Below are 12,919 nucleotides of genomic sequence, written 5' to 3' on the forward strand. Positions count from 1 at the left end.
ACGACAGGTCGAGGGCTGTTGCAATGAGTTTGGATTCGTCCGCATGCGGGTTTACCCATGTATGCGTTCGCCAATTTTCGCAGCAAATTCAAACGGTCAGCGCCTTGCTGCAAGTCAAAGGTCGACATCGCCCTCAATCGACCTCGCGATAAACTCGTGTGCATCAATCTGAGGTGCCTTGGCCAGGTCAGCAGCACTTATCCCCTGGAGTCCGTCGCAACAAAGACAATCGACCCGCTGTTTGCAGCCTGCAGCCCCGGCACCGGTGCCGATGTCGACAGCAGGTTCTATGGAAATCCGGACCTAGCAAACAAGCGATATCATCAATTGTTTGAGGCAAAGCTGGACGAGGTCATTGAAGGTCTGAAGAAGCTGCCTCAGCAGAATAATTCACCCATCTTCGAGGGTTTGCAGTCGGTGGCGGTGACGTCATTGGGAACGCCCAGGGCCGTACCTGCCAAGAAGCGAATCATCATCATCTCGGACTTCATCCATCATACCCGGCAGCATTCCATGTATCAGGGTGTGCAGTCGTTCAAGCAATTCCGCACGACCAACTACTATCCACAGATTAAGCCGGATTTGGCCGGAGCTTCTGTCGATTACTTCGTGATACCGCGCGACACGATGCGGCGCGTACAGCAGCCACCGCTGGTCGAGTTCTGGTTTGAGTTTACTGCGGCGGCCAACGGGGTCGTTGGCGAATGGAACCCAATTTAATAGGAGCGGGCGATGGTTGAGATTGCCTCGTCGAAGAAGAAGTATCTGAACCCGCTGAACGATATCCCGGATCAGGCGCTGTTCTTCGGCCTGTTTGCGGTGGGCGGCCTGGCGATCTGGTTCATGAAGATGGCCGGTTTCCATCAGTATGTCGTAACCGCATTCCCCGTGGCCATCATGTTCGGGTATGCGGGCGTGGCGCTGGTCACCAAGCGGTATCGTATCCGCGAGGACAAGATTGGCGACAACATCTATTACCTTGGGTTCCTGTATACCCTGGTGTCGCTCGCCTACGCGCTGTATCGTTTGGGGCGGATGCCGGGCTACGGCGGCGGATTTGCGTCCACTCATCTAGTGCGTGGTGGCGTAAAGCGCCAATTTAATACAAGGGTGCACATTTTCCGACGTGATGACGTGGCGTCTTTCGATTGGGGGCCAGTCCTTCCTGACGGAATTGATAACCTCAAGCGGCCGCTTCGAAAATCCAAATAGGCTTGGTAACTTTTCAGCCGAAGAAGGTGGGGAGTTTTCAGAGTATCGCTTCTTATCTGGCAAAACCCCGAAATCTCGGTTCTTTATATGGCAAAATGTTGCCGCAAATTGGCAATTTGAACGTCGGCATCAACGAGTTATCGGTAGTTTTGAGGAAAGATATCTGGCAATTACCATTTCCGATACCTGATTCCACGGGGGCGCCCAAAAGGCGCCTCTGTTTGTTTTAGTGCAGTTCCGGATTGTCCTTGACCAGGATGTCTTCCCGCGGCGGCACGGTCTGGCGTTCGATCCAGCGATGCACGCGTGGCCCTTCGCCCTGATGCAGCCCGCGCAGCAATGCCATCACGTCGGCATCGGCCTTGGTGCGCCGCGTATTGTGCCGGATATATTCCAGCCAGGTCGGCACGTGATAGGACTCCGTCCACAATTCGGTATCCTCGACATGGCGCAGCAGCGCCCAGCGCTGGGCGCCGTCGCGCAGTCGGATGCGGCGGCGGCGCGTCATCACCGCGAGGAATTCCGTCACGTCCTCATAGCGGATGCGATATTCCACCATCACGAAGATCGGGCCGCTCTGCGGCTTGATGTCGAGCCCGGTGGCCGGCGCCTGGAACTGTCCAAGCGGATCGAGGTCGACGGAGACGACATTCTGTAACGTGAAGCGGAGCCCTGCGGCGGCGCAGAGCAGCAGTCCCAGCCCGCCCGCCACCAGCGCGGTCGATACGCCATGGGCATCCGCCAGCGAGCCCCAGAGCCAGCTGCCGATGGCGAGGCCGCCGAAATTGGTCATCTGGTAGAGCGCGATGGCGCGGCCGACGACCCAGCGCGGCGCCGAGAGCTGCACCGAGATATTGAACAGCGACAGCGCAATCACCCAGCAGGCGCCGGCCGGAATCAGCGCGGCAAAACTCAGGTAGAGATTGGTGCTGAGGCCGAGCGTGACGGTGGCTGCCATCGAGATCAGGCAGGCGAGCCGCGTGATGTTTTCATCGGTCAGCGCCCGGCGCACGCGGGCATTGATGATCGCGCCGAGGATGGCGCCGACGCCGAAGGTGCCGAGCAGGCCGCCATAGGTCAGCGCGCCGGCGCCCAGCAGGTCGCGGGCGACGACCGGCAGCAGGGCCAGCACCGATCCGGCGCAGGAACTGAACAGGATGGTCCGCAGCAGCACCACCAGGATCTGCGGCGACATCGCGACATAGCGCAGTCCCGCCGACATGGCGCTGAGGAAGTCTTCTCTCGGCAGATCCGATTTCGCCGTGTCGGGTTTCCACCGGGCCAGAACCCAGATGATCGGCAGGTAGGTGACGGCGTTGAACAGGAAGGAGAGCGCGGCGCCGAGCGCGGCCACGATGGTGCCGCCGATCGCCGGGCCGATGCTGCGGGTGACGTTGAAGCCCATGTTGTTGAGGATCACGGCAGCCGAGAGGGTGTCGCGCGGCACGGTGTCGCGCACGCTGGCCTGCCAGGACGGATTGTTCACCGCGCTGCCGGTGCCGATCAGGAACGTCAGCGCCAGCAGCATCCAGGGCGTGATCCAGTCGAAGAACACCGCGGCCGCCAGGATGAGCGAAAAGCACAGCATCGCCACCTGGGCGCCGAGCATGACCAGGCGGCGTTCGAAACTGTCGGCCAGCGCGCCGGCGGCCAGCGCGAACAGCATGACCGGCAGCGCATTCATGCCCTGGACCAGCGCGACCAGGCTGGCCGAGCCGCTGATGGTCATCATCACCCAGCTGGCGCCGATGGTCTGGACCAGCACGCCGATATTCGAGATCAGCGAGGCGGTCCAGAACAGCCGGAAGATCCGGTGCTGGAATGGAGCGAAAGTACCGACCGGGGGAGGGGCTGGAGTCATGACCTGCTGGGCGGGGCGGGCGTTAAGGCGCGAAAGGCGGCCTAGTGTCTGAAAACTATAGCTGAATTTGCCCGATGGGGAGGTGCGAGGTGGCGCTCCAGGCGGTTTTTATGACGTCTGCATAGCGGCGCCCGGCGGCTGGGGCAGAGCGATTTCGGATGCTCCGTATACAATTCAATCCGTGAGTGTACGGCCAAGAGGTAATGCCAGTATCACAAACCACTGTTCAGACTTGGAAATTTGGCGAGGTGTCTGTTTATTAACCCCGCATATCAAAGATTTATGAGAAAGTGATACAGTCGCGCATCTCGCCGAAAAATCAGGGGGAATCCCATGTCCTTTGCGTCGAACCTTAAAATTGGCCCGCGGGTACTCGCTGTCGTTGCGCTGCTGGCGATTGCCGCCGCCGCCATCGGCGCGATGGGTGTGATTTCCCTCGACCGCTTCGAGCGGCAGACCAACGTGATGGAGAGCATCGCCAAGCAGACGCAGTATGGCGAAAGGCTTAATGCGCTGGTCTATGCCGTGGTGATGGATTCGCGCGGCGTCTACATGTCGGCCGATGCCGCTGCCGCCAAGCCTTATTCCGCCGGCATCGTGCGCTTCACCGGTGAGATGGAAAACGTCATCAAGGAATGGAGCGCGCTGATCGGCCCGCAGGCCGGCAACAGCGACGAGGCCAAGCAGTTCATCGCCACGGTCAATCAGTTCATCCAGTTCCGCCGCGAACTGGCCCGCCTCGGCCTCGAAGGCAAGCCGGGTGAAGCGCGCACCTACGGCGACAACGATGCCAACCGCAGCAACCGCCAGGCGGTCAATCGCCTGATCGACGGCGTCACCAAACGCAATGCCGAGCGCGTCGTGGAAGTCAGCAACGGGCTGACCTCCTACTACAACACGCAGCGTCCGCTGCTGATCATGATCACGGTGGCTGCCATTGCCGTGTCGGTGGCGCTGGCGCTGTATATCGTGATCGCCACGCTGACCCGTCCGATCAGCCGCATCACCGGGGTGATGAACAGGCTGGCGACCGGCGATACCGGCGTTGCCGTCACCGGCAGCGAGCGCCGCGACGAGATCGGCGAGATGGCCAAGGCCGTGCAGGTCTTCAAGGACAGCATGATCGCGCGCGAGGCCGCCGAGACCGAGATCGCGCAGCAGCGCGAGGAAGCCGAGCAGCGCCGCGTCCAGCAGGTGGCGCGCGAAAAGGCCGCCGGCGACGAAATCGCAGCGCTGGTCAACAAGGTGGCAGATGGCGACCTGACCGGCCGCATCAGCGAAAGCGGCAAGGAGGGCTTCTTCCTCTCCACCAGCCAGGAGCTGAACCGCCTGACCGCCACGCTGCAGACCATGGCCGGCGAACTGGCCGAGGTGATGAGCGCGATGGCACAGGGCGATGTCACCCGTGCCGTGCGCGGCGAATATCACGGCGTGTTCGGCCAGCTGAAATCCAGCGCCAACGGCATGGCCGAGCGGCTGCGCGATTTCGCCGGCCGTCTGACCCAGACGGCGCAGTCGGTGAAGGTGGCCTCGGACGAAATCTCGACCGGCAGCCAGGATCTGGCGCAGCGTACGGAATCGCAGGCCGCTTCCATCGAAGAAACCGCCGCCTCGATGCATGAGATCACCACGACGGTGAAGCAGAACGCCGACAACGCCCAGGCCGCCAACCAGCTGGCCGTCGCGGCGCGCGACACGGCCGAAAAAGGCGGCAGCGTGGTCAGCGATGCCGTCACCGCGGTGACGCAGATCGAAGCCAGCGCGCAGAAGATTTCCGATATCGTCGGCCTGATCGACGAGATCGCCTTCCAGACCAATCTGCTGGCGCTGAATGCTTCGGTGGAAGCGGCGCGCGCCGGCGAAGCCGGCAAGGGCTTTGCGGTGGTGGCGCAGGAAGTGCGTGCGTTGGCGCAACGCTCGGCCAATGCGTCGAAGGATATCAAGGCGCTGATCTCGGCCTCGAATGCCCAGGTCAAGACCGGCGCGTCGCTGGTCAACCAGACCGGTGCTTCGCTCAACGACATCGTCACCGCAATCAAGAAGGTGAGCGATATCGTCGCCGAGATTGCTGCCGCCTCGCGCGAGCAGGCCACCGGCCTCGACCAGATCAACACGGCTGTGGGCAGCATGGACGAGATGACCCAGCGCAACGCCGCCCTGGTGGAAGAGACCACGGCTGCCGCGCAGAGCCTGAATACCCAGGCCGGGCAGCTCGCCGAACTGGTCGGCTTCTTCAAGGTTTCGGGTGGCGCTGCGCCCAGCCTGCCGGCCCCGAGTCCGGCGCCTGTCGTCCGGCCTGCCGCGTCACCGGCGAAACCGGCCGCCGCCGCACCGCGCAAACCTGCGCCTCCGGCCGCCAACAAGGATGAGGATTGGCAGGAATTCTAAGGCTTTAGCCTTACTGCGGCCGGGGCGATTTCCGGCGGGGTTTCCGGTTGACAGGCCGGGGACCCGCCGGTATGTTCCGGCCCACTTTTCCGCCGGGCGGGTGAAGACTGCGCCCGGTTTTTCGTTACTGAGGTCAGGTATCATGAAGGTCGTGAATTCCCTCAAGTCGGCCAAGGGCCGTCACCGCGATTGCCGCGTCGTGCGCCGCAAGGGCCGCGTCTACGTGATCAACAAGACCAACCCGCGCTTCAAGGCGCGCCAGGGTTAATCGATCCGGGGGTAATACCCCGTCGGTTTTGTGTGGTTTAAACGGCCCGGTTGCTGATGCAGCCGGGCCGTTTTCTTTTGCCCGGACGGTGGCGTTCCGGGTGGAAATTTGTCTGACAACCTGACAAATTTACCCGATGCCGACTCCATTTTCATCCGCATCCGAACTGCCCCGCGCCGGCCTCGGCGCCACCCTGGCGGCCCGCCTTGCTGCCGCGATCCGGGCAGGGGAATTTCAGCCCGGCGCCCGGCTGCCGACCGAGATGCAGCTGGTCGAGCGTTTCGCCGTCAGCCGCGCCGTGGTGCGTGAGGCGATCGCCCGGCTCAAGACCGACGGCTTCGTTGAAAGCCGGCAGGGCTCCGGCGCTTTCGTGGCGGCCAAACCCGGCCTCGCCAATTTCCGTATCGACGGTCGGCTGCAGGCCACCGATCTGGCGCATGTCTTCGAGCTGCGCGGCGTGATCGAGGTCGGCATGGCCGAACTGGCGGCGCAGCGCCGCAGCAAGGCCGATATCAAAGCCCTCGATGCCGCCTTCATGCAGATGCAGGGCGCCTTGGAAGCCGGCACGGATGGTGCCGAGGCCGACGATGCCTTCCACGCCGCCATCGCGACCGCCGCACATAATCCTTATCTGGCGCAGTTCGCCGCCTTTCTGGCGCAGCATTTCTCCGCCACCCGCGCCGTGACCTGGCAGGCGGAAGCGCGCGCCAGCGGCAGCACGCTGGCGGCGCAGGCCGAACATCTCGATATGGTGAAGGCGATCCTGCAGGGTGATGCCGAAGCGGCGGGTTTCGCGGCCCGGCGCCATGTGACCAATGCCGCCGCGCGCTACCTGGCGGCACAAAAGAAGGGGTGACGCCATGCTGATGCCGGCGCCGGAACAGGACATCATTGCCCAGCGGCTCGATCTGATCGCCGCGCTGCGCCGCATCGTGCCGGGCGAGGGCGTGATCGCCGACGAGACCAGCCTGCGTGCCTTCGAATGCGACGGACTGACCGCCTATCGCCAGCTGCCGCTGGTGGCGGTGCTGCCCAGCAATGTGCAGCAGGTGGCGGAGGTGATGAAGCTGTGCAACGAGCGCGGTGTGAAGATCGTGCCGCGCGGCGCCGGCACGTCGCTGTCGGGCGGCGCACTGCCACTGGCCGACGGCGTGCTGCTGGGGCTCGGCAAGTTCAACAAGGTACTCGACATCGACTGGGACAACCGCTGCGCCGTCGTGCAGCCCGGCGTCACCAATCTGGGCATCACCCGCGCGGTCGAGCATCGCGGCTTTTATTACGCACCGGACCCCAGCAGCCAGATCGCCTGCACCATCGGCGGCAACGTGGCGGAGAATTCCGGCGGCGTGCATTGCCTGAAATACGGCCTCACCACCAACAATATCCTCGGCGTCGAGATGGTGCTGATGAATGGCGACATCGTGCGGCTCGGCGGCAAGCATCTCGATGCCGAGGGTTATGACCTGATGGGCATCATCTGCGGCTCGGAAGGCCTGCTCGGCGTCATCACCGAAGTCACCGTACGCATCCTGCCCAAGCCGACCACACAGCGCGCCGTGCTGGCTGGCTTCCCGACATCGGAGTCTGCCGGCAACTGCGTCGCCAAGATCATTGCCTCGGGCATCATCCCGGGCGGCATGGAGATGATGGATCGCCCCGCCATCCATGCGGCGGAGGATTTCGTCCATGCCGGCTATCCGCGCGATGTCGAAGCCCTGCTGATCATCGAACTGGACGGGCCGCCGGCCGAAGTCGACGACCTGCTGCTGCGCGTGAAGGAAATCGCCGAACGCTGCGGCTCGGTTTCCCTGCGCGTGTCGCAGAACGAGGACGAGCGGCTCGCCTTCTGGGCCGGACGCAAGGCGGCGTTTCCCGCCGTCGGTCGTATCTCGCCGGATTATCTCTGCATGGACGGCACCATCCCGCGCAAGACCCTGCCGCTGGTGCTGACCCGCATGGGCCAGCTCTCGGAAAAGCACGGGCTGCGTGTCGCCAATGTGTTTCATGCCGGCGACGGCAACCTGCATCCGCTCATTCTGTATGATGCCAACAACCCGGGCGAACTGGCGCGCGCCGAGGAATTCGGCGCCGATATTCTTCGTCTGTGTGTGGAGGTCGGCGGCGTGCTGACCGGCGAGCACGGCGTCGGCGTGGAAAAGCGCGACCTGATGCCGGCGATGTTCTCGGAAGAGGATCTGGCGCAGCAGCAGCGCGTCAAATGCGCCTTCGATCCGAGCCACCGCCTCAATCCCGGCAAGGTGTTTCCCGTGCTGCATCGCTGCGCCGAGCTCGGTCGCATGCATGTGCACAAGGGCCAGCTGGCGTTTCCGGATTTGCCGAGGTTTTGAGTATCGTCATGAATATCGAAGATACAAAAAATATCGTCATGCCCGGCCTTGTGCCGGGCATCCATCTGCATAGTTCGATGCGCGGAGAGTTGGGATGGATCCCCGGGACAAGCCCGGGGATGACGGAGGGGGGGTGTTAGGTCATGCCTGAAACCTTCATTCCCTCCGGCACCACCGATGTTGCCGACCTGATCAAATGGGCCGCCGCCGAAGGCAAGCCGCTCAGCCTGCATGGCCATCGCAGCAAGGCCGGGCTCGGTCGTCCCGCACAGACCGAATACGCACTCGATATCGGCCGGCTCAGTGGGATTCTGGATTACGAACCGGCCGAACTGGTGCTGACCCTGCGCCCCGGCACGCTGGTCTCCGATGTCGAAAAACTGCTGGGGGCCAGCCACCAGATGCTGGCCTTCGAGCCGCCGGATTACGGCCCGCTCTGGGGCGGGGCGGCGGCGCGCGGCACCATTGGGGGCGCCATCGGCTGCAATCTCGCCGGGCCGCGCCGATTCAAGTCGGGTGCGGTGCGCGACCACCTGCTCGGTTTCACCGGCGTGTCGGGCCGCGGTGAAATCTTCAAGGCCGGCGCGAAAGTCGTGAAGAACGTCACCGGCTACGACCTGCCCAAGCTGGTCTGCGGCGCCTACGGCACATTGGTCGCACTGACCGAAGTGACGCTGAAGGTGCTGCCCGCGCCGGAGAAGACGCGCACGGTACTGATCTTCGGCCTCGACGACACGAAAGCGATTCAGGCACTCAGCGCCGCCGCCACTTCGCCGCATGAAGTGGCGGGGCTGGCGCATCTGCCGGCCGGCATCGCCGCGCAATCCGGCATCGCCTATGTTGCCAGGGCGGGCACCAGTGTCACCGCGATCCGCGTCGAAGGCACGGAGGTGTCAGTCAAGGCGCGCTGCGAGGCGCTGCGCGATCTGCTGGTCAGCGTAGGGGCGCCGCTGGAAGAACTGCATTCGATGAATTCCGCCTGGCTGTGGCGCGAAATCCGCGACGTCGCAGCCTTCGTACTGCCGCAGGATCGTGTGCTGTGGCGGATCTCCGTGGCGCCGATGAGCGGGCCATCTGTTACCGCCGCGATTGCGCAGGCACAGCCCGACGCACAGTTCTTCTACGACTGGGCCGGCGGCCTGGTCTGGCTCACTTTGCCGCCCGCCGAAGACGCCCATGCGGCGCTGGTGCGCAGCACTGTTGCCGGGAACGGCGGCGGCCATGCCACGCTGTTCCGTGCCGATGCGGCGACCCGCGCCGCTGTGCCGGTGTTCCAGCCGCAGCCGGAGGCTTTGGCCGCGCTCAGCCGCCGCGTGAAGGACAGCTTCGATCCGATGAATATCCTCAATCCGGGCCGCATGGTCGCGGGAACCTAACATGCAAACTTCCTTCACCCTGGCCCAGCTTGCCGATCCGGACATTGCCGCCTCGAACGACATTCTGCGCAAATGCGTGCATTGCGGTTTCTGCACGGCCACATGCCCGACCTATGTGCTGCTCGGCGATGAGCGCGACAGTCCGCGCGGGCGCATCTATCTGATCAAGCAGATGCTGGAGGGCGGGCATGACGCCACGGAAGAAACCGTGCGCCATGTCGATCGGTGTTTAAGTTGCCTTTCTTGCATGACCACCTGCCCGAGCAGCGTGCATTACATGCATCTGGTCGATCACGCGCGCGCCCATATCGAAGAGACGTATCAACGCCCGCTGATGGACCGCCTGCTGCGCGGAGTCCTTGCGCGCGTGCTGCCCCATCCGGGCCTGTTCCGCCTCAGCCTGCGTCTGGCGACCATCGGCAAGCTGTTCCGTTTCCTGCTGCCGAAGAAACTGAAAGCCATGGTCGCGCTGGCGCCGGCTTCGCTGCCGCCGGCCTCTCCGCTGGACCAGCCGCAGGTGTTCAAAGCGGAAGGCGAACGGCGCATGCGCGTCGCCATGCTGACCGGCTGCGCCCAGCGCGTGCTCGACCCCGAGATCAACGCCGCCACGATACGCCTGCTGACGCGGCATGGCTGCGAGGTCGTGGTCGCACAGGGCGCCGGCTGCTGCGGTGCGCTGACGCATCACATGGGCAAGGAAGACGACGCCCATGCCAAAGCGAAGGCGAATATCGCCGCCTGGACCGCTGAACTGGAGGGCGAGGGGCTGGACGCGGTGGTGATCAATGCCTCGGGCTGCGGCACCACGGTGAAAGACTACGGTTTCATGCTGCGCAGCGATGCGGCTTGGGCGGAGCGGGCCGCGAAGATCGGCGCGCTGGCGAAAGACATCACCGAAGTGATGCGCGATCTCGGCCTGAAGCCTGTGGCCGACCTGCCGCCGCTGACGGTCGCCTATCACAGCGCCTGTTCATTGCAGCATGGCCAGAAGATCACGGCCTTGCCCAAGCAGTTGCTCAGCCAGGCCGGATTCACGGTGAAGGATGTGCCGGAAGCGCATCTGTGCTGCGGCTCGGCGGGAACTTACAACCTGCTGCAGCCGGAGCTTTCGGCGCAGCTGCGCGACCGCAAGGTGAAGAACATCGCCTCCACCCATGCGGATGCCGTGGCGGCTGGCAATATCGGCTGTCTGGTGCAGATTGCCCAGGGATCAAAAAGCTTGGGTATGGAGACGCCGGTGCTGCATACGGTGCAGCTGCTCGACTGGGCGACCGGCGGACCGCGCCCGAAGAATCTCTAAAAGAAGAGTCGCGCTTACTTCTTGACCGGCTGTGCGGCCTGCTCGGCGCGGGCGCGACACTGCGTCTCGGCGACCATGCGCTGCTGCTCGGTCATTTTCTGGCCGGCCTTCAGGCCGCTGCGCAGGTCGCGCATGCAGGCTTCGATGGCGGCGGCGGTGCCGGGCTGCGACTGAGCCTGGGCCTGCACGGCGAAAAACGTGCCGGCGGCAATCAGCAGGGCAAGGGCGAAGGCATGATCGCGCATAGGTCTGATCCTGATAAAACGGCGTAACCGCGCCCTTGTACGGGATGCCGGCCGGAAAACGAAATAATTTTTCAATCACTATACGGATCGCGCCGGATTCATTGACTGAATCACCGGCTCAGGCAGCAATCAACCGCCCGTGCGCGCTCCGGAAATTTCCCGGACTGGCGCCAAAGCGGGCGCGGAAACCGGCATTGAATGTGGACAGGTCGCCGAAGCCGGCATCCCAGGCAATGGCGCTGACCGGGTCGTTGCTGCTGCACAGCCGTTCGGCGGCCCGGTGCAGCCGCAGGCCGAGCAGATACTGGTGCGGCGTGACACCGGTGATGCGGCGGAAGCTGCGCAGGAAATGGTACTTGCTCATGCAGGCCACGGCGGCCAGGCCCGCGAGATCGAGCGGTTCGGCAGCATGAACTTCGATATGACGCAGCACGCGGCTGATGCGCCGGCTGTCTGCTGCCGAGGGCAGCACCGAACGGGCATTGCCGCCGGCGACGGCCTCCACCACGGCTTCGGCCATGTCGATGGCCAGTTCTTCGACTGCCATGTGATTTGGCGTCATGCGGTTTGGTGTCTGGGTATTTGCCGCGAGCGCCGCCATCTCCGCCATCGGCCGGTACAGGGATTTCAGTGCCGGCAGCATGGCGGCCGTGAAACGGAAGCGGCTGCTGCCCGCCGTGCTGGCGGCGATTTCCTCGAACAGCGCGGGGCTGAACTGCAGGCTGACGCAGCGGTCGCCGCTGCCATGGTCGTGGCCGCATTCGTAGCAGGCGCCGAAATTTCCCAGCATCACCGCGCCGGGATAGAGCAGGGCGCGGCCGCTGTCGCAGCGATACTGGAAAGAACCCTCCAGCACCGCGGCAATGGCGACGCTGGCATGCCGTTCCTCGAAGGGGCGATCCTGTGGCCCGGCCTCGCAGACGAACTCGTTCAATGTCCAGTCGGCGTCGCGCGCGATGACGCGGGCGGCCGGAATGGGATTGATCTGGGAGGTAAGCCCGGGCATGGGCGCAAGAATAGCAATTTTCCCCAAGCCCGGGAACCGCAGACCGGGGCATGGTGCGGCTCCCGGCGGTCACTGCTGCCGGAAATTTGCCCAGAACGTCACCCGGAAATTTGCAGGGGAAAACAATGCTCAATCACGTGTCCATCGGTGTTCGCAATACGGCGAAGACCAAGGCTTTCTACGACGCCGTCCTCAAACCTCTGGGTTATACCTGCCTCAGCGAAGGCGAGGGTTCGCTCGGCTATGGCGACAAGACCGTGGTGCTGTGGATTAGCCAGACCGACAAACCCGTGCCGGCCGACATGGCGTCGGGCCTGCATTTCTGCTTCGACGCGCCGACCCGCAAGGGCGTCGCAGCTTTCCATGCCGCGGCGCTGGCGCAGGGCGGCCAGGATAACGGTCAGCCCGGCCTGCGCGCCGATTACGGCGACAACTATTATGCGGCTTTCGCGATCGACCCGGACGGCTACCGGATCGAGGCTTACTGCAGCAAAGCTGGCTGAGAAAGGGCATACCGATGCCGACGATCCGTAAAGAACTCACCGTGGCCGCCGGCATCGACCGCGTCTGGGCGGCGTTCCGCGATACCGGCGCCGTCCATCGGCTGGCACCGGGCTTCGTCACCGACTGCAGGCTGGAAGAGGGCGGCGCGGCGCGCATCGTCACCTTCGCCAACGGCATCGTAGCGCGCGAGGCGATTGTCGATCTCGACGAGGCGGCGCATCGCCTGGCCTATTCGGCCAGCGGCGGGCGCCTGACGCATCACAATGCCTCGTTCACGGTGACGGAAGACGGCCCCGGCCGCTGCCGCATCGTCTGGCGTGCCGACCTGCTGCCAGCCGAGATGAAGCCGGCCATCGAGGCGATGATGGAGCAGGGCGTCGCCGCCATGCAGCGCCTGTTCGGCCCGTAACG

13 protein-coding genes are annotated in these 12,919 nt (G+C 64.0%); 10 read left to right on the forward strand and 3 right to left on the reverse strand.

The annotated features are described in order from the left end of the window. Positions 1-57: 57 nt before the first annotated feature. A complete protein-coding gene (locus CTR53_RS08530) occupies positions 58-720 on the forward strand; it encodes a hypothetical protein (protein WP_290811327.1) in 663 nt (220 codons plus the stop codon). 12 nt (positions 721-732) lie between these two features. Beyond that, positions 733-1,212, forward strand: a complete 480-nt coding sequence (locus CTR53_RS08535; protein ID WP_290811329.1) for a hypothetical protein — start codon at positions 733-735, stop codon at positions 1,210-1,212. Positions 1,213-1,438: 226 nt separating this feature from the next. Here the strand turns inward: CTR53_RS08535 and CTR53_RS08540 are convergent, their stop codons facing one another. Beyond that, on the reverse strand, positions 1,439-3,073 hold the full coding sequence (locus CTR53_RS08540; protein ID WP_290811331.1) for an MFS transporter: 1,635 nt from the start codon (positions 3,071-3,073) through the stop codon (positions 1,439-1,441). A gap of 333 nt (positions 3,074-3,406) precedes the next feature. Here CTR53_RS08540 and CTR53_RS08545 point away from each other — a divergent pair, with 333 nt between their 5' ends. The 6 genes from CTR53_RS08545 to glcF all read left to right on the forward strand — a co-directional run bounded on the left by CTR53_RS08545 (position 3,407) and on the right by glcF (position 10,753). Further along, the gene (locus CTR53_RS08545; protein ID WP_290811334.1) at positions 3,407-5,461 is read left to right on the forward strand and encodes a methyl-accepting chemotaxis protein; all 2,055 of its coding nucleotides are present in this window, start codon (positions 3,407-3,409) and stop codon (positions 5,459-5,461) included. A gap of 142 nt (positions 5,462-5,603) precedes the next feature. Continuing rightward, entirely contained in the window at positions 5,604-5,729 is a 126-nt protein-coding gene (gene ykgO / locus CTR53_RS08550) for a type B 50S ribosomal protein L36 (RefSeq protein ID WP_144066828.1), read from the forward strand. 136 nt (positions 5,730-5,865) lie between these two features. After that, positions 5,866-6,585, forward strand: coding sequence for a FadR/GntR family transcriptional regulator (locus CTR53_RS08555; protein WP_290811340.1), 720 nt, complete (start codon positions 5,866-5,868; stop codon positions 6,583-6,585). Positions 6,586-6,589: 4 nt separating this feature from the next. Next, on the forward strand, positions 6,590-8,077 hold the full coding sequence (locus CTR53_RS08560) for an FAD-linked oxidase C-terminal domain-containing protein (RefSeq protein ID WP_290811344.1): 1,488 nt from the start codon (positions 6,590-6,592) through the stop codon (positions 8,075-8,077). Positions 8,078-8,220: 143 nt separating this feature from the next. Further along, positions 8,221-9,453: a glycolate oxidase subunit GlcE gene (glcE, locus tag CTR53_RS08565; protein WP_290811348.1), complete on the forward strand. Its 1,233-nt coding sequence runs from the start codon at positions 8,221-8,223 to the stop codon at positions 9,451-9,453. Between the two features lies 1 nt (position 9,454). Next, positions 9,455-10,753, forward strand: coding sequence for a glycolate oxidase subunit GlcF (gene glcF / locus CTR53_RS08570; RefSeq protein ID WP_290811376.1), 1,299 nt, complete (start codon positions 9,455-9,457; stop codon positions 10,751-10,753). Between the two features lie 14 nt (positions 10,754-10,767). Here glcF and CTR53_RS08575 read toward each other — a convergent pair whose 3' ends face one another. Both CTR53_RS08575 and CTR53_RS08580 read right to left on the reverse strand, forming a co-directional pair. After that, a complete protein-coding gene (locus CTR53_RS08575) occupies positions 10,768-10,998 on the reverse strand; it encodes a hypothetical protein (RefSeq protein ID WP_290811379.1) in 231 nt (76 codons plus the stop codon). A gap of 118 nt (positions 10,999-11,116) precedes the next feature. Next, positions 11,117-12,004 (reverse strand): helix-turn-helix domain-containing protein, encoded by an 888-nt coding sequence (locus tag CTR53_RS08580; protein WP_290811382.1) that lies wholly within the window; start codon positions 12,002-12,004, stop codon positions 11,117-11,119. Positions 12,005-12,129: 125 nt separating this feature from the next. Here CTR53_RS08580 and CTR53_RS08585 point away from each other — a divergent pair, with 125 nt between their 5' ends. Beyond that, a complete protein-coding gene (locus CTR53_RS08585) occupies positions 12,130-12,507 on the forward strand; it encodes a VOC family protein (protein ID WP_290811385.1) in 378 nt (125 codons plus the stop codon). Positions 12,508-12,521: 14 nt separating this feature from the next. Continuing rightward, positions 12,522-12,917 carry an SRPBCC family protein gene (locus tag CTR53_RS08590; RefSeq protein ID WP_290811388.1) on the forward strand — a complete coding sequence of 132 codons (396 nt, stop codon included), beginning with the start codon at positions 12,522-12,524 and terminating at the stop codon, positions 12,915-12,917. Positions 12,918-12,919: the final 2 nt, after the last annotated feature.

The sequence above is a fragment of the Ferrovibrio sp. genome, from assembly GCF_002796975.1.
Classification (GTDB): domain Bacteria; phylum Pseudomonadota; class Alphaproteobacteria; order Ferrovibrionales; family Ferrovibrionaceae; genus Ferrovibrio.